Below are 19,392 nucleotides of genomic sequence, written 5' to 3' on the forward strand. Positions count from 1 at the left end.
CAGTGGCTTACATGATAATGCTTGAATTTGTATACCACTGATATCATCAGCGTATGACAATTTTAATGAGTCTGTCAAATCTTCATAGTTGATTTACGTGTAGTTCTAGACATAAAAAACCCCACCAATAAGGTGGGGTAATGTCATATCTTAGATTCTAGTTTGAAGGTGATAGGTTGCTATAAAATGCCACCATTCGATCATCCTCAGCGCGGTCAATTTCACCACGAACAACAGGGATGATGTTACCAGAATTATCAACATCAGAACGAACGTGAAGATTTACATCTACTTTTTGAGGTTGTGTTTGAATTGAACTAATCTCTTTACCAGCACGACCAAGTAGATCGAAGATATTTGTATTTAAGAACTCGGTATATTTATTTTTACCAAAAAAGTTTTCAGGATCTAACAAGCCGCCTTTTCTGCCCTCATATACAGCGTATCCGCCCATTAACCAAGGGTTAGCTCTTGCTGCCATACCTGCTGCTGCTCGTGCTCCACCTGCTGCTCGTGCGGCTGCACCACCTTTAACACTTGCACTTGTTGCACTACCAAGACCTAGTGCACTTGCTGCACGGCTAATAAGCTTGAACAAACCTTTGAATGCATTTGTTAATGTATTTACAACACTCAAGCCACCGCTTAATACAGTGAAGATTTTCGAACCGACCCAAATTGAAGCAATTGTTTTACCAATCGTGATAATCTCATCACCATGTTTAACTGCTGTGTTAACGAAAGACCTTACAGATTCACCCATTTGTCGGAAAGTAGGCTGTAATTCTTTTAAGTCAGTCATAATGGAGTTGATATTACCTCCACCAAACCCAACAAGAAATTCATCCATTAGGCGACCAAACCCTTCCCCGATTAACGAAATGTTTTGACGTGCTTTTACTAATGTTTCAATATCTTGCTGTGTGAGGTTGAGGTTAAATCGTTCTCGTTGTGCTCGAATTTCCTCAATATTAGCCATCGCTTTGAACTGGAGGATTGCGTCATTACCGAAACTTTCCATGAGGAACGTGAGCTTATTCATATCCGTTCCACGGCGTTTAGCTTCTTCTTGAATCAACTTCATTGCTTCGAGAGGTTTTAGCTCTTTTAGCATCTCCTCGGAGATCTTATTGTTCTTCTTCAACCACTCAGCCACATCGGAGAATTCGCCTCCACCTGTTAGTTGGTAGTCTCCGAGCTTGTCTGCGAAGTCTTTGTACTGGTCTGAAACGCTGTCCATTGATAAACCGAACTTTTCTGAGGCGGCGCTAATATTTTGAAACGTGATAGCATCTAAACCACTCTTTTTAATGGCTTGGTCCAGCTCGGTAGCTCGTTGTAAACTCTGCTGTGCGCCTAAAGCGGCTAAACTACCAACCGTTAAACCTGCTGCCATACCAGCACGTTTGAGTGATGACGCTGCCGCCTTACGGCGTTCATTGTGCTGATGGGTTATAAGTGCGCTCTGTTTAGCAAGTTCTCGTGTCCTTTGTTTCTCGCGGCGGTTGCGATCTGAGATTTGGTTTTTCAATCGTTTCTCAAGGTGAAGCAATTCTTCTGTGCTTGAAGCTTGTTTGAGCTTGTTCAGTAAAACTTTCTTCTCAGCAACACCCATATCACGAATTGTACTTGTGGATTGAGCAAATCGTAGCAACACTTTCTTCTGGGTAGCTTCGAATTTCTCTTGTTCAAGCTGTAATTTTCGATAATGTTTTATGTGAGAATCTTGATCTTGTTGTCGTTGTCGCCTAGCTCTAGGAGAACCACCAACACCAAGAACATTTTCAGGGTTAGCTTTCTCAAGTTGTCTTGCAAGCTGCTTGGACTGTTTTAATACTGAGTTCCAACTGGGGCGATCTAATTTCCATGCAACGGTATTTGTAAATTTATGGAGTTGTCGAGCCATAATTATTAACCTTCTCTGTTAAAAAATTCTTTAATCACTTGTTCGTTCGATTTTTGTTCTAGCCCCATCAAACTCACATAACCGTCTTTATAGAGGTCAGGTAATTCGTTCACCTTGCCACTAAAGCCACTATTAGTGCTGTTGGTTTTTCGTTGAGCATCGAGTGTCTTTTGTTCATCTGCAAACGTTAATAAGTAGCCTCGTTCATAAGAGACATTGCGGACATGCTCTAAGATCAGACGGTATTCCATACTATCTGTTGTCCCAACTTGTTTAGGGGTGTATTTAACAATGACGTAATCTTTGAGGTTATAAAATTCATTCACTATCGTTAATTTAGTGCTTCTATTAAACCAATTGAGTAGAATTTCATGCGCATTCAAAGGGCGTTTGTCATCAACACTTAACAAATTACCATTTATATTTGAGAGGGGATTCTTACCAACGTAACAGGTAAGTGATAATGTAGGGTTGCTCTTAACTACATTTGAAGTGATAACGCTCTTATCGCTTACTGGGTATTTGGTAGCATTAGCTTGATAACTGGGTAACACCTCAGTAAACGCATCGGCGTAAAATCTTCCAAGGTTGTTATCCATAATATATGTGGGTGTAATCATAAATCTTCCTTATTTTCTCAGTTCTTCATCCACAATCTTCTTTATCTTCTTCAATACTGTTCGATAATCCTCTTTAGGATCTTTCTCTTTTGGTTTACCAAATAGGGTATTGATAATTAGAATAGGGATGAGGATCAGAAGGAGGGGAGGTAGTTGTATAAATTCCATAGGCTTTTTATAAACCACCCCTTAGTTAAAAGGGGCAGTTATCATTTTATTTGTTATATTGGATACTCTTATAGTCTAGATTTTCAGCTTCACTTTCTTTCACCCAAAGTTTATGCTGTTTATCATCAGCGAGATATTTACGAAGAGGGATGAAATTTAAATGGGTAAGAACTTCTTCGATATCTTTGTTTGAGGCGTTTCCACACATATCTTTTAACTCATCAAAGAACCAATAATCTCTTGACTCAATGCTATCAAAGTATTGTGAGAAATTAACATACATATCATTTAGGCTATTAGCTTCACTAGCTGCTAATTCAGCAATAGCTTTATCATAAGCTGCTTGCTGTTCAGAATGCTTGTTTTGAGCCCAATTCGTTGCTTTTACAACATCCATTTTTTCTTTACGTTCAATCTCATAAAGTTCATTAATAAGAGATACAACTTGTTCTTTGATAGTTTTAATATCTTCCTTAATCAAGCAATCATGCTTCTTCATGATAAGCTTATTAACACTCAATTGATGGAATAAATTGTGTTCTTGACTAGAGACTGTTTTATATCCTTCTTTCAACAATTCATCATGAGTCACTAGAAGCTGTTGTAATCCTTCTCGGATAAATTCGTGGTGATATGCACACAGTTTATTTTCTTTAACAAGGTTGCTACCGCTTAAAAGGTATGTAATTTCATCTTTACGTGAACTAAATGCTTTAGGTGCGGACGTGTTGATAAAAGGAAGGTTATAAGAGGCTAGGTTGAAATTAACCACCTTATCAACACGTTCCTGATCAATTTGTTCTGGTTTAGTCACTTGAGTGCGATAATATTCTTTGATAAGTTCTTCAACAGTTTGGATATTTGGTAAGGTGTCGGTTGCAATGCTCATTTATTGTTATCCTTATTTTGTTTTTTAATTAGGGATTGGAGAGTACGGAGTTTCTGTAAAACTAGTTTGGTTTCTTCTGCCATATTACAAACCACCTTGTTCTTGTTTACGTTTCATCGCTGCTCTACGAACTGCTGCTTCAAGTTTGAGTTTGTGTTCTAACTTTTCTTGCTCATAAGTTAGTTCTGGTTCTGGCTCATCACTCTTGACTACGGGCTTAACACTTGCTTGTGCTACGGCTTTAGCACGTTCATAGCCAGTTAAAGTACTTGAAGTTGGTTTAGAGGTTGATGTAGACGCTTTTGTTTGTGAATTAACAGGTTGATGTAGTTTTGAATTTTTCAAAAACTGAAGAAACTCATCTGGTGTTTTGATTCCATTGACTAAGCCAATATCTAAACATTTATTGGCAGAGAAAACCTTAGCTTGCGTATCTCTTACTTGTTTAGCTGACATAGGGCGGTTAGATGCTACATGATTGATAAAATCTGTATAAAGTTCATCGACGCTTTGCTGAAGGTCTGCTAAAAACTCATCTTTGAAGTGCCCTGATTCATTCACGCTAATTTTGGACTCACCTGCAGATACGAAAATTCTTTTAATTCCCGCCATATCAAGAGCTTTTGATGTATCAGTAAGCTGAACAACTACACCAATAGAACCAAGCTGACCCATAGGATGTGTATAAATGCTCTCGCAAATCGCTAAAAGTGCATAACAAGCGCTGGCTGCCATTCCATCACAGTATCCAATGAGCTTAATATTATTCTCTTTGGCAATACGTTTGATTGTGGTTGCAGCTTGAAACACTCCCATAGCCTCACCGCCGCCAGAATCGGCAAGCATGACAACGGTTTTAACTCCATTAGCTGCATAGCTTTCCATTTGTGATACAAGGTCTTGATAACTGCACCCACCACACAACATTTGATACGGATTGCTGCGGTAAGTACACGCACCCTCTACATTTAAAACCTTCGTGTTAGGTAATGATTCAATTTTATTAATCAAAGTGTTTGTAGATTTAAAACCGCTATTATCAGAGGCTAATTGCTTTCGAAGTTCTCGATCTTCAAGAATCTCACTAACAGTTGTAAAAAGTTCAACACTCGCTAATTGAGGTCGTGATAAGATTTCTTTTGAAAGGTAATTCATGATATGCCTTGTTATAGTTATTTGATGTAGGAAATTTTGATATAGCCAAATGTTACGCCATCGTTTACATTAATAATCTTATTATCTTTGATACGTCGATATAATGTAGCGAGTGAAATGTCTAATACATTCTTGTTGATTTCATAGAAAAGCCTCACACTATTAAAATACTCGACCTTTCCAGTCAGACTGTCGTAAATCTTGAATTCATATCCAGAACTTTCTCTAATATTGGCCTTTCTGCTCCGGATAATGCAATTGGTCGGGGAATACGCCCCTTGATCAAAGATTCGACAAATATTAGGATCTTTAATCTGAAAATAATCTCGACCTTTTTCTTTTTCACTTAAAATGAAGTCGATAAATGAATTTAAAGCTGTAAAGTTGAAATCAACATGGTGATAGTGCTTATGATGATGACTTTTACTATTACATCTAGATTTAATATTATTGAAAGTGGTGCGGAGTCTAATTAATTGTTGTTTGGTAAAATGTGGGTACAGTTCGATAAGCTCATTTAGCTTCATGTTACTTCCTTTTTATTATTATAGTGTTGCTGCTATTGGTAGGGGATAGATTAGAAATCGATTAATTTTATTTTGTTTGATGCTTGATACATTTTTATAGCTTCGTCTATGATCTGAAATTGCTCATAGTCATCATAAACGTTTAAAGCTCGATAACGTAATATGTAAGTATTTTGGATTGTTCGTTTGCCTGTAATAAGCTCATCGAGTAAAGCTTCAGGAGAGTTATACAAAAGCCGTTTTCGCATGGTTTTGTCTCCATTAATTTGATTAGGTTTGATTTAAATTAGGTAAGGGTATAACTTATTTTTATTTCACTGGAGAGGTGAATAGGGGTATATAGAGTATTGTAAACATTTTGATTACAATTCAATCTTGCAAAACCTCAACTTAAAACAATAGCTAAAGGAAAGGAGGTGCCCGTCACTACTATTAAGCTGAGTAAACATGAGGAATGTTTGAAGAAGCATTGCAACACTAGAGGTAACATATAAAAGAAGTCTTATGTCTTTTTATTTACTCTATGCAACCATTATACCAAATAATAGATTTTTATACAATAATAAATTTGAAAATAATATATACTTTTGCTTTTTGTTGTGCTAGGAAAAGTTATTCTGTTAGGTTGTTTATAAGAGTCTTAATTTTTTCTTTTGATATATTGCATTTATAACGCCAATCGTAAACGGTAGGAGCACCTCGTACACCTTTCATTATATTTTTAAGGTGTGGACGTAAAACTATGTTTAATTCGTGCAGGGTATCAAGACACTTTTTCAAGTCACTGCCGTTATCGAAGGATTTCAACATTAACTCGAAGCGTTCAACAAGGTTCTTAGGTTCTTTTTTCTTCTTTCGTGGCGTTAATGCTCGTTCCAGCCATTTTAAAATAAATGGTACACGCTCCTTTTCTCCTTTCTCTTTATATGAATACAAACCAACATCTAACAAAAAAATTGTATCTGTCTTTGAATTCTTGAGATAGGTTTGAAAGCGCATCTTACTCACTGCAACACCTCCACCAACAGGCACTAGTACTGGGGACTGTACAAGGTGTAGGTTTGGGTGTTCTTCCAAAACTGTATTTAAATCTTGCTTATACTGAGGCAACCATTGATCAACAATATTTCTTAACTTTTCTTGCTTAACTGGTTCGAGTTTTGAGTATAGAAGTTCATATTTGTTGTTTAAGTCTTCCATTAGTTCACCTCTTATTTGTTCAATAATGAAAAGTTAAAACGTTTACGGCTCTTTCTGATTGCTTTGATTCGGTATTTCTTCACGTTATTATCCTTATAGTTATTTCTGCCCCAAATTACGTGCGTGAGTGTGTCTACAAGCGTTTCAGCACGTATAGATAGGGCAATATATTAGGTTTTATTTAGATAGGTTCTGAGGGTGTTACAGAGGGTTGTATTGGGCTGCTGTTACTTATCTTTCAATGGGAATTTCTGATAGATTTCATAAACTTCACGTTCAAGTTCTGTTGCCAATAGTGAGAATTGTTCCATCAACACCGGATATTTTCTTAAATCTGATAGTTCAATCAGTTTGCTTGCAGCATCGGGGTAATCACGTAGGATAATAACAAACTCATCTACTGTAATTGGGTCATAAGCAAAACCACCATGTTCAATCCTTTTGTATGGGATCTTGATATCGTTCATATCGATCCATTCATCAAGGTATAAGTATATGCTCTCCTGAACTTCTTCATTGAGTTCGAGTTCACACCAGCTTAATGATTCAGGTGTTGAGCTTTTTAAGATATCAAGGGCAATATCTCGATCTTGAGTTATGAACAGCGTTTCCGCTTCTTCTGGTTTTAAAAGAATAAAAGTGTCATTAGTGTTCATATCATTGTTTCCTCTTGTTTGGAGTGATACATACAAGTAGCCCTACATTGTGCTTCATTCAAGCATGTATCAGGTTTGTTTTAGTTGTGGGTCTAGCGTTTGGTCTAATTGTCAGCGTTGCACTGACGAGGGTTTAAAAGGGAAGGGATGATGCTTTATCATTTAGAACGGTAGCCTGTCGCTTTCTGGACACTTGCTGTCTTGACACCAACCGAAGTTATCGAGTTTACCTTTACAACAATCACAAGTGAGCTTTTGACGTATTGCCTCTACAATTGTTTGATCTGGTGAGTAGTCATCCCAGAAATGTGTATGCAACACTTTCAACCAACGTTTTGTATCTGCAACATCAAGTTCATTTCTGGCGAGTGGTGCAGCAAACCAACCAACTCCTTTAGATTCAACATCTATATCTGAAACATCAACGTTTCCGATCAGGCTGACCAGCTTGGACTTGTCACCTTTCGGTGCTGTTACTTCTGTTGGTGCTTCAACAATCGTTGTTGTTGCCTCTGCTGCTTCAACAGGTGCCATGTGTTTAACTGGTTCGGGCTTTCCATCACTAGACTGAACAAAACTATATACTGCTGCGTCCTCTCGTTCTTCTGTTTCTTCATCCACCATTAAACACTGTTTGTAACTTGCTAACTCTGCAGCACACATATAGTAAGTAGGGCATGGATCGTTAGTTGTAGTGTTTATATCATCGACAAATCCGAAATTTGCATCTGTTTCGTCGTCATAACCATCTGGTTCCGTAAGAGCAAACATATAACATTCGACGTGTGGGTGTTCGGTGAAGTATGATTCTGTTCCGTAACAAGGTTGCTTTCTGTCTTCTTCTCGTTTTTTCTGTTCTTCTAATCGTTCAGCTTTAGCCTCATTACGTTGCTCGGTTGCTTCTGGTGTATCGAAAGTAGAAAGGGCAGGGTTTACCAGATCGTAATCTTTCAACACATTATCAAGCTTTCGGATTGACTTCTTACCAGCATTTTTAATCGAACCTTTAGAAGTTGTTGCCACATCAAGTAAACCAATCTGCATTAGCTTTTTTATACGTGCTCTGTTACTTCCACTAGAACGATATGAACTACCAGTAACAGCAGTGCAAATCCTGTCTAGGCTTTCGAAGTAGGGAGAATGTTTAACGTTCTTGAAGTAGGCTTCACGTTGAGTAATAAAGGTAATGATCTTGAAGTCCACACCATCAAAAGGAATGATCTCTCCTGTCTTTTTATTCTTAAATCCAGTTGCCAGCGTATATCTAGCATCAATCTGAACAAATCCAATATTCTTGTTATAGTCGCTTACCACTTGTATTCTCCTTTGCCTCCACTTGGGCACTTGTTTCAGAAAGTTGACGTTGTAATTGCTGCATTAGCTCGATTGTTAATTGAGTCGGGCTGAGTCCTGTCTGATCTGCCAAATCACCAACCAATTTGTCGTATGGGTGTTTGAGTTGAATTTTCACGAGTGTTACTCCTATTAGTGCGTTTGCGGTAGTAGACCTAACGATTTTACTAACTCTTTAACTTGTGGTCGTTTAGATAACCATTCCCACGGAATCTGCCCCTCTAGGGCTTCCACTTCTTCTAGGTAGCATTCAAGTTCAATCTCTCTGATTTCTTCTGGTGTTAGCATGCTGTTGTCTCCTGTTTCTGTTGACGGTAATAAAGAGCCAGAATGATGTCATTTTGCATACACAAGAGCAGGTCATCTGGGTTGCGGTATGATGTTCTCACAATAGCGGTGCGCTTTATCTCATCTCGCTCAAGTCGCTTTAGTTGGTATCGGATGTAATCCCAATCGAGCTGGGGAATGTTATTAATAATGTCGTTCATTTTAAGATTTCCTTATATAGCAGATACACGAAAACTGCCCCTGTGTGATTCCTTCGTGTAAAGGCACAGTTGCAAAGGTTAGATTGTGGTGATGTCACCTTACGGAGTAGGTGTAACTAGGTGGTCAGGATGACCGATAGAGCAGGGTAATTTGATTGGTTAATTTCAAACTATACAATAATCATACCAAGATATGAGATCTTTGTCAAGAACTTTTGTTATTTGTCATTGACTACTGTTTTTGTTTGTGATAGCGATGTTTCAATAATCTCATGAACTAGATTATTTTGCAAATTTTAGAGCTTATCACTAGGAATCGTTTAACTGTTAGATATTAAATTTATTGGAGTGGTTTTATCTGTCCAAACACAGACTTTTCATAAAAAATATAGGAGATTAACAGAATGCTATTTATAGAATGATGTTTGGTAAGGTGAAATTATTTTCAATTAATTTTGAAATGTCGTGATCTACCTAATCTTCCTCTTAGCTGAAACAACACTTTGCACTCTTGTGAAACCAGTCTGTATTTCTGCCTAAATTTAGGCAATCTTTTATTTCTACATATCTAAACTTTGCCTGATTTCAGGCAGATTTATCCTACCAATAAGTAAAAGTGCCTGAATTTAGGCAATCTTAACCTCAAAACTGCCCGCTAGAGGTCACCTATGTTATATATAGATAATACTAAGTCAGATCAGAGACTCGTAAACTCGTCAAACCAATATATGTCAGATCTTCACTACGTTCATAGACTCATTACATTCGTCCTAAACACCATATGTTAGATCTCGTTCGCTGTGCTCACTCAAGACTCACCATGTTCGTCTAACCAACACAGTAATATTTGTATTAACAATATTAATATATAGATATGTAAGATCAGAGACTCACTGTGTTCGTCTGCCCTAAAGGGCTTACTAATATGTTATATAGAAGAGACTCGTAACCTCGTCCTCAACGCTACGCTTATGTGTTTTCTATGTTCACTGTGTTCACTAAGAAAAGAAACCCTGTGTTGTCTTTAAGCTCCGCTTACACATGTTGTGTGTTTATCACTTCGTGATAGTGAATGTGTTTTATAGCTCCGCTATCTATGTGTATGTAAGATTCACGATACAACCCACCTGTAAAGCTCATAGACAAGCTATTTCACTTTCCATGTGTGATGTGTTCATCTAACCCCTAAAGGGGCTGTGTGTTGCTTTCATAAATCTTGTGTTATTCAAAGAGTTCGCAGTGTCGTAATCCAACACATTGCTATACTTAACCTCATGATACTTTTAACTCTGTTCAACGCTGAGACATCACCATGAAACGTTTATTGCTGGCTGCTATGTGCTTACTTACGGCTACTGGACAAGCAGAAAGCATCTGTAAAACCGATGCGATAGGAATAACACGTTGTAAGGACTCCAATGGGGTAGAGACAAGGTACAGGACGGACACGCAAGGCACTGTTAGATCATCGGACGGAACAACGTATAAGGTTGACGCTCATGGAGCTATACGAGGCTCAGACGGCTCAATATATAAGACTGATGTAAACGGAATCATTAGAGATAACAAGGGTAATACGTGGCGAGAAGATGCTCACGGAAACTTGAGGGGGTCGGACGGATCAATCTGTAAGAAAGATCCCCACGGTGCCGTAAGATGCACAGATTAATAGATGAGGCTTATGATGAAAAGAAAATACGTTACAACGTTGTTGGTAATAGCAATATCAGGCTGTGGTGACTATGAATCGGTATCTATCCCTAGCTTAGAATTAACGGAAGAACAAAACCAAGTGCTCTTGGGAGTAACAGCGTCTAACCTGACATGTGCTGCTATCAGCAGATATTCAAATGATATCGGCTCACCGATTGAAGATCGGAGTTATCTAGAAAACGCAGAAACTGCTTTTAGTATTATCGCTAATTCTAATCTAAGTGATAGAAGTAAAAACTGGGATGAAACTTATAAGCAGATGAAAACCGTAGTTTATAATGGGGTTATTACAGATTTGAATAATGCACCATCTTTAGATGACTTTTACGATCATGTATTTCCACATTATCAAGAAGCCTTAAAAGTAAAATCTATCCGAGATTGTGCCGATGTAAGTGCAGTAACTAGGCGTATTCTTGACCCGTTGTTGGTTCTGTAAAGTAGTCGATAGTGGATGATAAAGAGGTCATTACTAGTGAAATTAAGCAATACACCTATTAACGATAGGTTTCTTATTACTTGCTAAACAAACCTCTCTATCCATTCTTACCCCACAGATTAAAACTTTTCATAAATGGTAATCAGTTTACCAAAAATGCAACATTCGATGCTGAATAATAATTCAAGAAATGCATATAACCCATTTGTGCAATATAAATGCAAATACTCTGATATTAAGTCGATTTGTGCACTGGATGTGTGAGTGTGGGGTAATTGGTGAGCAAATGCTTCTATGCGGCTCAGACAAGCGTTTTAGCGGTGAATTGGTGTGATTGTATTGATGTTGATTAGGATGTGCTTAGAGGGAGGGAGATAATGAACAGTGCATTAGTAAATTCTAATTTATCTTTATATACGATGTTGGTGAGGTATCTATACAAAGCTACCTGTTTTTGCAATGCCCCAATATAGTGCAAATAATTTCAAACTTTTCTTGTTCAAAACTCCCAACTTTAAAGATAGAAAACTATCGAAAATACACCATTCAACCTCAATTCATAAATATTAGAACAGCCTAATTTAACATAATGGATCTATCGCGCACTTGAAATGTTATTATTACGGTAATAAAACGCTCGAATCCCTTACTGTATAAGGCTTGGTGTATGATTGTGGTTTGGTGCGCACATAATCATTTTTGTATTGTTTAATGAAATTATGTTGGTCACACCGTGACAATGTATTGTAGCTGCAACATCGTTGCAAAGGGTAGTGTTTAAAGCTTATGTACGCTTCTGAGAGAAGGTTAATTGTGTGAAGAATGCACTTGCATCGAGTTGTCCTAAAGCGGCTGTGTGTGCTTGTACGGACGTACATAGAGTGGGGTGTTTGAATAGAGTGTCTTCTGTATGCAGGTAAGGTGCATAAATATTTCTACATTTCTACGATTTTCACATCTGGGGGTGTGTGCCGTGCTCAGTGAGTCGATCTCTCAATTTTGAATTTCCAAACCTTGCCAGCATTACCTTATCTATCCATTTAGATATTTTGCCATATCTACACCAGAGCCAATATTTTAAATGCTTATGTGTCAAATTTAATTTCATAAATATGCGTATTTTTAAGAATAAATATGTTGTTTATGGTATAATTAGACATATAGAAATATTTCCATCCTTCCCGAACTAGTCCAAATACCCCAATTTTAAGCAGCACACCAAGAACTTTCATAAGATACTGAAATACAAGTAAATTATGTTAAATGTTGGCGTATTTGGACAAAAGTAAGCAGCACACCTTTTTACACGATATTTCAACACATCAAGGTATCCCAATGACAGCAAAACAACGCCTTGCAGAATTAATTCAATCAGATTTAAGAACTCTTACGTTCTCATTGATAGGTGATACACCAAGGATCGCAGAGAGTACGGTAATCACAGTCTGGTTATTAGGTTTGAACCTAACTCCTAAGCAAGTGGTAAAGCTTCAGCCAGCCGTACACAACTCATCCCCGACACTAACAACCGTTTATAAAATTTCTAGTCGATTCAAAGACACAGTGAAGTTACTAAAACTCGAAGCTCATGAACTATACACAAAAGCCAACCTCCTATAAAAATAAGGAAACAACACAATGTCAGCCGTAACAGTGAACATCCCAGTTCAACCAAAAAATACAAACCAGCGAATTCTTGACCAGCAACTAGATCAAATCCTAGACCTGATTACGCAGAAAAATAAAAGCTTAGGTGATCTCACGAAAGCATTCCCAAAGCTCACAAAGGTTATCCTCGACGCCGCCACAGGTAAGAACAAGGATATTTCAGGAGTCCAATTGAAAGCGGTTCAAATGGCCTTATCACTGGTTACAGATTTAGAAAAATCTATCAAAGACAGTGAGCAGATTGTCTTAGCTCTTGAAGCTGTCAAAGAAGCAGAAAAGACAGCACCAAAAGATAGTAAATCTTCTCTTCTCCCTAAACTTTAATCGAGAGGTGTACTATGCAAATTCGATTTATTGGTGAGCACATCTCACTGTTATACAGATACTTAACACACCTTGGTTACAGTGAAGAAGAGATCCAAGAGAAAGGGGTATACTGTCCATTAATCAGCCTAACCTCTACCGATACTTCAGAAGCTTTGTTTGGATTTCTTCTGACTGAGCATGAAACACTGTTTAGCGTTCTAAAAACTGGTGGGTTCAATCATTTGATTTTTGTACTACAGCAATTTGTTGAAAATACAGGCTTACCTTTTTCGCCACCAACACAAGAAGAACTCACACAAGCGTTCAATGATGCTGTGAAGCTCTACAACAAAGAAAAGGTTGTTGGTTGTGAGATCATAATGGGATTTGGACAGAGTAATTGATCATATACTTGGTGATTGCTGAAGGAACTATTCACTGCTTCAGAAAAAGTTCATCTGTTGTTTTTGAACCACTTCAATACTATTAAGCAATAAGTTTTGTATACTAAGTGAAACAAATTTCACAAACAAAATACACAATGAAGCTTAATTACTATACCTATACGATCAAGTTCAAATCATCAGGCACCACTTGCATGATTTGTGTGAAGGACATTATCGACTTTTACTGCTCCTATCAGAAACAACAAGCTGTTCTAGAGAAAACTCATCAGAAAACTTCTAGAAAGCTGTACTTTGCAAAGGCAGCTACCTACTTATCTGTCTACTACTTGATGACCCCAACTCAATTACACAACTATCGGAAGCTTGATAGAGCATCAGGTACTGTTGAAGATTTACAATCTATTATTGGCACTGCCAGTTTAGAAAAGGTAACTTACGTCCACCTTGATGACCAACTACCAGTTATTGGTATTGCCTCATCTCATGGTGGGGCTACAGAAGAAGATGTAGAGTACTATTTGAATCAAGTTCTCAATGGTCTTCTACAAACACCAGAATACACGTTAGAACTAAAGCCTATTAACTCTGGCGTAGCTAAGAACAATGTTAAGAACATCAATTTAGTTTCGGAAGCAAAAGTGTTAATGAGGGATGACTCAAATCAATTCAGTAAGTTAGCTTCGTTTTTAAATGCGACAAGTAATACAGACAACTTAGAGATTGAGATAAAAGTTAAGCGTAAAGCTCATAGTAGGGCTGACATCAAAACGCAAATAGATCCACTGCTGGAGATCATCAAAAACGATACTAATAACAGTGATTTCGCAGAGGTATATTTGAGAGGCAAGGCTCACTCAGCCCAAGAAACAATTAAGGACATCTTACTAGATAAGACGATGATTCTATATGATATTCTTTATCCCAAATCTGGCAATACTATTGAAACTCAGATTCAAGATAAAAGTTATGCAAATGGTCAAGTTAATACATTGGCAAATCAAGAGTTTAGCAAATACAGTTCCAAGCTAAAAACATCTGCGCCTTGTCCCAAATGGGTTAACCTTAAGAATAAAAATTTTTACTAGAGTATTAATCGATGGAAATGCTAACCGATAATGAAGAAAAATGGTGGAAGAGAGGAGTGTGGGGACTATCGTTCCTAGGTGTTCCTATGATTCTCGCTATCTACCACTTCATTATTTGGATAAAAGGTACTCCATTTTTCCCAGCTATTAATCCTGCCAATATACCCACAATGTTAGGTATAGTAACAACGTTCAGTATAACTATGACAGGGTTTATAGCTGCGATTGGAGCTTATCTACTTTCTGTATCAAGAAATCCAACATTTAGTGAATGGAGAAACAACGGTTACTTGTCTGTTTTCTTCAACTTGTATGGTGCAGCAATAATCTTCCTATTAGCTACATTTGGTGCTTGTTTGATGATGCTTTTGGTAGGTATTTCAATGTGGTGGTTGAAGGTAATCCTATCTCTTGTGGTGGTAAACCTAATGCATGTCATAGTTATTACTTACATCGTCGTTAGTCAATCGAAAGTAAACTAGCGATTGTTTTAGAGAGAAAGTGAACAAACATGTCAAAGCTGATACTAACGGAAGGTAAGCAAGTAAAAGATCTTGAAAGTGGTGAGGTTGGGGAGTTAATGATTGGTGACCCATTTATTGATATACGCACTCCTATCGATATCTCCTTTTACCTGCACAACAAAGATGACATTGCCGAAATCAGAGAGCTGTTCGATGGCAAATCGGTTGAATGGTTTACATTAGAGTTTCCAGAGTACTTCCTATAATAAAAAGTTATACGCAACAATAATCGGTTAAGAGCTGGAACTCTCCTCACTCATTTTACAAACGTTCGGTACAGCAAATACTTAAGACTCTCATAAAGATCCGCTACCAGTTCAATATCTCGACTAATACTGTGTATTTATACAGCATTAGTGTATTCTAGCATTTTGAGCAAGTGAGGATGTCAATATGAAGCTTACAGAGAACCATTTTACCAGACCGTTAAAATCTGCATTGCTCGTAGAATACCGTTGTGAATGTGGTGAAGGTTTTTATCGTGTATCGCAAGACCACCCGATAACGAGACACAATCAGATCCCCCACCTTTGTACTAGCTGTAATCAGTTAGTCTATTTTGCTGCGCCTTACCCCTTTGTAAGAGTTAACGAACATGACTTTGTACACTGGCAAACGCTGCGAGGTGCAAACTTAAAAGGTAAATAAGGCGGCAACGTGGCCGCCTGTAGTTCTACATGAATTCATAGCTTAAGCAATTGATACTCTCCGCTAATGATGGAACGTGTTCAACACCTCTATCTATGTAACGTTGTTTTGTTCCTGTATGGCTGTGACCCATTAACCATTCAATGTGAAGCTCTGAAACACCACCAGAAGCCAAACCAGAAGCAAAGTTATGTCTAAAGCTGTAAAAGCTTAGTGGTAAGCCTTTGCTATCTTCTTTAGACATACTGAGAGATTGCATCAAACGATTAAAACGTTGTGTGATGCTTTGAGAGGTGTATATTTCACCACCTGCTTTAATATAGTCGACCACACCGAACTCTTTTAGCTTAGAGTGAATAGGGATGTAACGCTCAGCATTGATGGTTTTAGTTCCTCTTACATGTATGTAATCAACACCTTGCTCAGTCTTAATATCTTCTGGTTGAATGTTAGAGATTTCACTATTCCTCATCCCACTATACATTTGAAGAAGGATCGCTACTTTGAAACCATCTAAATCATTATTCGTTGCAAAGGTTTGAAAGTCATTCAACTGAGCTTTTGTAAATGAACCACGTTCACCACCTCCAACAAAGTCATTAAAGCGCATATCTTTCACTGGATTGTTATCTATCACAGCCAAACGCCAAAAGTGGTCAAAAAACAAATTAACAGCCGTTTTAATCCTAGCTAGTGTTTTACCTACACGTTCACCTTCTGGAACATCACCTTGTTCTGCTGCTTCTATGCGCTCCTCAAGGGTCATCGACTTCCAAGGGTTGTGTTTGGTTAAAGGGAACTGACTATACAACCTGAAAGCTCTATCAATATCCTTACCGTTGATGTCGCCGATTGGTTTATCCTTCAACAAGTGCAGAATTAAACCTGATAGATAGTTAATCTTTTCATCTGAGGCTTTCTTACTAACAGGCTTGTTTTTATTAATGTACAAGTTGCTCGATTTATCATGAATATATTGATCTAAGGCTTCTTTGAAAGTCGGTGTGGTTGGGGAATCTACTAACTCAGTTTGTGACGCTGTACCAATCTCAAAACTTTGTTTTAAAGCAGCTAGGTTGTTGTGAGCCGTAACTAGGTCATCATTGGCTAGAGCGTTAGCAATCGATTTTTTATATGTGTCGAGTAGTCCTAACTCTTGGGTAGGCTGTTCATAATGTTCTTCTAAACCACAATCGTTTTCATCTGCTTGAGGTAAATTCGAAGGACGGCGAAGCTTATCAACCTGTGATTCTCTAAAAGTAGGCACATGTTTGTAATGCTGGCTTAGATCTTCGCTTGCCATTCCTTCTGCATCTTCTACCTGCATATTGTGTAAGGTCGCGCCTATAGTCTGCTTGTAGTGAGCTTTGATAGCTGCCTTACCTTGAATTGAACGGGGATATAGAACGGCTGTAACAGCATCTAACGCAATCTCTATCTGGTCATCAACAATAGCTTTCAGTAGCTCTACAGACATTTTCCCAATTCTCCTTGTTTCGATTAATACATTTTCTACCATCTCTTGAGCAATCGGTAGTATATCGGTTTTAAGTGACTTCCTAAAAATTTTCCCTTCGCAACGGATAGAAATGTAAAAAAATCTTCCTCTTTTTATTAGGTAATTTGAACCATTCGTGTATGACCAGACGTATGACATGTGTATATCATCCAGATAATCATGCTAACCTACCGGAAAGCACGTGTTTTACTTATCTGAGAACCCCGAATTGTGGATAGCTTTACCGCTTGTAACATTTGTTACGTTGGCACTTGTAGTGATGAGTTTGTTGAAAAGATTGTTAACGCCAGTAAACACTTAATCGCAGCGAGTGTTATCAAGTTTGGAACACTCCATGACACTTTTATTTTAGTTATCCACAAAAACAGTGGATAACTTTTGGGATAACTAAATGGGGTAAAAAGTGGGGTGTTTCTGCAGGCTTTGCGCCATGGGTCTTACAGTGAAATTCTTATTCACATAGACACAAAAAAGTGTCTTCTTAACCATGTCGTCAAGTACTTTTTCGCAAATTTTTTCTACTTTAATGCACTTTACAGGCGCTGTTGGATATTTCGCAAACCCATGAACTTTTTGTGATTTTAATCAAGTCCAAACACGAGTAGAATCCACCGTTAGTAAAGAATTTTCCTTATAAAATTTTTAGTGAAGCAATGAAGTCTGAGTTTCCAAGTTATAAAGATAAGCATATCGCTGTTGTTGGTGGCGGTGTAGCAGGTGCAACAGCAGCAATTCATTTTGCGGAGCTGGGTTTTAAAGTTTCCGTAATAGAGAAGGGCGTATCACTAGTAAATGGTCCACCCATTTGTCATTTGCATGCTGGTGGTAATTTATATCGAGAGATTTCCGAGCAACAATGCTTAGACTTGTTAGCACAATCTATTGATACTGTTCGCCTGTATCCGCTTTCACTGAATATTCGTCCGACAATCATCGCGGTTCCTCATTCCGATGGTGGAGACCCATCCACACTAATTCCGCGATTAGAGGTTGTGAAAAGTGCTTATCAAACGCTCGTTGATAAAGATGAGAGTAATAAAGTGCTCGGCGAGCCAAGTGAATACTACAAACTGTATTCAAAAGCGGAGCTAGAAGCTCTCGCGCAACGTACTCAACCAAGTCATCCTACAAACTTCGATGAGTGGTGCATTCCTTTTGCTCAACATGCTGATCTTGAAGCGCTAAAGTATCCTGTTGTCGCAGTTCAAGAATATGGTTGGAGTGTTTTTCGCCTCGCCGCAATTGCCAACTTAACACTAGATACGCTTCCTAATGCTTCGGTCTTCACACAAGCAACGTTTAAGCAAGCCGATTGGATGGGGGAACACTGGCAACTTGGCTATGAACGTGAAGGTATCGATTACCTGATGACATGCGACTACTTGGTTAACGCGTGTGGCTTTGAAACAGGCTCAATTGACAACACAGTTGGTGCCAAGCGTGACAGGTTGGTGGAGTTTAAAGCCGCTTACGTTACGAGGTGGGCAGACTGTCAACAACAATGGCCAGAAGTTATTTTTCATGGCCCGCGTGGAACCGATAAAGGAATGGCTCAATTGACGCCTTATGGCGATGGTTACTTTCAACTTCATGGTATGACAAAAGGAATCACGCTGTTTGAAGATGGTTTAGTGGAGAGCACGAACTCATCTGCTCAACCTGAACTGCCTATGCCTTTACTCTCGAAGATCCGTAACGGCTGGAGAGAAGAAGTGTTAGAAGAGCGAACGAACAACGCCATCAAACACATGGCACAGTTCATACCCGACTATCACTCTGCTGTAAAAGGAGGAAAAGCATTATTTGGCGCTCAGCAAATTCCCGGAACAGATCCAGTACTCAGAGCGGCAGATGTGACTTTTGAAGATAACCACTACGCGAGAATAGAGGTGGTAAAAGCGTCATCGACACTACTCGCAGCGCAAAAAATGCTTCAATTCTGGTTTGACATCGATCCTAACCAAAATGTGGAAACACAGCATCCGGTCGCTGTGAAGTGGTCTGAACAAGAGGTCGAGCAGTACGCGATTAAACTCACTCAAGAGCGAGGCTATCCACAAGCTTTAGCAGTGCGTTATGGTATGCCTGCATAATCGGCTGTGTTTGGGCTCAGTGGTTGTA

22 protein-coding genes are annotated in these 19,392 nt (G+C 38.4%); 9 read left to right on the plus strand and 13 right to left on the minus strand.

Annotated elements, in window-relative coordinates:
- Positions 1 to 157: 157 nt before the first annotated feature.
- The 12 genes from R8O10_RS03740 to R8O10_RS03795 form a co-directional block, all read right to left on the minus strand.
- Positions 158 to 1,906: a hypothetical protein gene (locus tag R8O10_RS03740; RefSeq protein WP_225495922.1), complete on the minus strand. Its 1,749-nt coding sequence runs from the start codon at positions 1,904 to 1,906 to the stop codon at positions 158 to 160.
- 5 nt (positions 1,907 to 1,911) lie between these two features.
- Complete coding sequence (locus tag R8O10_RS03745; RefSeq protein WP_153645741.1) at positions 1,912 to 2,526, minus strand: phage baseplate protein; 615 nt, start codon at positions 2,524 to 2,526, stop codon at positions 1,912 to 1,914.
- A gap of 214 nt (positions 2,527 to 2,740) precedes the next feature.
- A complete protein-coding gene (locus R8O10_RS03750; RefSeq protein ID WP_225495920.1) occupies positions 2,741 to 3,583 on the minus strand; it encodes a hypothetical protein in 843 nt (280 codons plus the stop codon).
- An 84-nt stretch (positions 3,584 to 3,667) separates the two neighbouring features.
- A complete protein-coding gene (locus R8O10_RS03755; protein ID WP_153645743.1) occupies positions 3,668 to 4,738 on the minus strand; it encodes a S49 family peptidase in 1,071 nt (356 codons plus the stop codon).
- Positions 4,739 to 4,755: 17 nt separating this feature from the next.
- On the minus strand, positions 4,756 to 5,265 hold the full coding sequence (locus tag R8O10_RS03760; protein WP_153645744.1) for a hypothetical protein: 510 nt from the start codon (positions 5,263 to 5,265) through the stop codon (positions 4,756 to 4,758).
- A gap of 50 nt (positions 5,266 to 5,315) precedes the next feature.
- Complete coding sequence (locus R8O10_RS03765) at positions 5,316 to 5,513, minus strand: hypothetical protein (RefSeq protein ID WP_153645745.1); 198 nt, start codon at positions 5,511 to 5,513, stop codon at positions 5,316 to 5,318.
- A gap of 364 nt (positions 5,514 to 5,877) precedes the next feature.
- Entirely contained in the window at positions 5,878 to 6,465 is a 588-nt protein-coding gene (locus tag R8O10_RS03770; RefSeq protein WP_193237674.1) for a hypothetical protein, read from the minus strand.
- Between the two features lie 227 nt (positions 6,466 to 6,692).
- Entirely contained in the window at positions 6,693 to 7,121 is a 429-nt protein-coding gene (locus tag R8O10_RS03775) for a hypothetical protein (protein WP_153645747.1), read from the minus strand.
- A gap of 162 nt (positions 7,122 to 7,283) precedes the next feature.
- Positions 7,284 to 8,435 carry a DUF6945 domain-containing protein gene (locus R8O10_RS03780; RefSeq protein WP_225495918.1) on the minus strand — a complete coding sequence of 384 codons (1,152 nt, stop codon included), beginning with the start codon at positions 8,433 to 8,435 and terminating at the stop codon, positions 7,284 to 7,286.
- On the minus strand, positions 8,419 to 8,592 hold the full coding sequence (locus tag R8O10_RS03785) for a hypothetical protein (protein ID WP_225495916.1): 174 nt from the start codon (positions 8,590 to 8,592) through the stop codon (positions 8,419 to 8,421). The genes R8O10_RS03780 and R8O10_RS03785 overlap by 17 nt, the downstream gene beginning before the upstream one ends.
- A 14-nt stretch (positions 8,593 to 8,606) precedes the next feature.
- The gene (locus R8O10_RS03790; RefSeq protein WP_176721303.1) at positions 8,607 to 8,762 is read right to left on the minus strand and encodes a hypothetical protein; all 156 of its coding nucleotides are present in this window, start codon (positions 8,760 to 8,762) and stop codon (positions 8,607 to 8,609) included.
- The gene (locus R8O10_RS03795; protein ID WP_225495908.1) at positions 8,756 to 8,962 is read right to left on the minus strand and encodes a hypothetical protein; all 207 of its coding nucleotides are present in this window, start codon (positions 8,960 to 8,962) and stop codon (positions 8,756 to 8,758) included. The genes R8O10_RS03790 and R8O10_RS03795 overlap by 7 nt, the downstream gene beginning before the upstream one ends.
- 1,681 nt (positions 8,963 to 10,643) lie before the next feature.
- On the opposite strand from R8O10_RS03795, the gene R8O10_RS03800 reads away from it, so the two are divergent.
- The 8 genes from R8O10_RS03800 (at position 10,644) to R8O10_RS03835 (ending at position 15,752) form a co-directional block, all read left to right on the plus strand.
- A complete protein-coding gene (locus R8O10_RS03800) occupies positions 10,644 to 11,114 on the plus strand; it encodes a hypothetical protein (protein WP_193237678.1) in 471 nt (156 codons plus the stop codon).
- 1,335 nt (positions 11,115 to 12,449) lie between these two features.
- Complete coding sequence (locus R8O10_RS03805; protein ID WP_169628653.1) at positions 12,450 to 12,734, plus strand: hypothetical protein; 285 nt, start codon at positions 12,450 to 12,452, stop codon at positions 12,732 to 12,734.
- Between the two features lie 18 nt (positions 12,735 to 12,752).
- Positions 12,753 to 13,106, plus strand: a complete 354-nt coding sequence (locus tag R8O10_RS03810) for a hypothetical protein (RefSeq protein WP_046876105.1) — start codon at positions 12,753 to 12,755, stop codon at positions 13,104 to 13,106.
- Between the two features lie 14 nt (positions 13,107 to 13,120).
- Complete coding sequence (locus R8O10_RS03815) at positions 13,121 to 13,492, plus strand: hypothetical protein (RefSeq protein WP_318191110.1); 372 nt, start codon at positions 13,121 to 13,123, stop codon at positions 13,490 to 13,492.
- A gap of 137 nt (positions 13,493 to 13,629) precedes the next feature.
- On the plus strand, positions 13,630 to 14,580 hold the full coding sequence (locus R8O10_RS03820) for a hypothetical protein (RefSeq protein ID WP_193291473.1): 951 nt from the start codon (positions 13,630 to 13,632) through the stop codon (positions 14,578 to 14,580).
- Positions 14,581 to 14,591: 11 nt separating this feature from the next.
- Complete coding sequence (locus R8O10_RS03825) at positions 14,592 to 15,062, plus strand: hypothetical protein (protein ID WP_140101673.1); 471 nt, start codon at positions 14,592 to 14,594, stop codon at positions 15,060 to 15,062.
- A gap of 29 nt (positions 15,063 to 15,091) precedes the next feature.
- Entirely contained in the window at positions 15,092 to 15,310 is a 219-nt protein-coding gene (locus R8O10_RS03830; protein WP_318191111.1) for a hypothetical protein, read from the plus strand.
- 187 nt (positions 15,311 to 15,497) lie between these two features.
- Positions 15,498 to 15,752, plus strand: coding sequence for a hypothetical protein (locus tag R8O10_RS03835; protein WP_140086107.1), 255 nt, complete (start codon positions 15,498 to 15,500; stop codon positions 15,750 to 15,752).
- Between the two features lie 25 nt (positions 15,753 to 15,777).
- Here the strand turns inward: R8O10_RS03835 and R8O10_RS03840 are convergent, their stop codons facing one another.
- Positions 15,778 to 17,409 (minus strand): tyrosine-type recombinase/integrase, encoded by a 1,632-nt coding sequence (locus R8O10_RS03840; RefSeq protein WP_318191112.1) that lies wholly within the window; start codon positions 17,407 to 17,409, stop codon positions 15,778 to 15,780.
- Positions 17,410 to 17,924: 515 nt separating this feature from the next.
- Between R8O10_RS03840 and R8O10_RS03845 the strand changes: the two genes are divergently transcribed.
- Entirely contained in the window at positions 17,925 to 19,364 is a 1,440-nt protein-coding gene (locus R8O10_RS03845) for an FAD-dependent oxidoreductase (RefSeq protein ID WP_005376318.1), read from the plus strand.
- Positions 19,365 to 19,392 lie beyond the last annotated feature (28 nt).

The sequence above is a fragment of the Vibrio sp. 1727 genome (assembly GCF_033344415.1).
GTDB lineage: Bacteria > Pseudomonadota > Gammaproteobacteria > Enterobacterales > Vibrionaceae > Vibrio > Vibrio alginolyticus.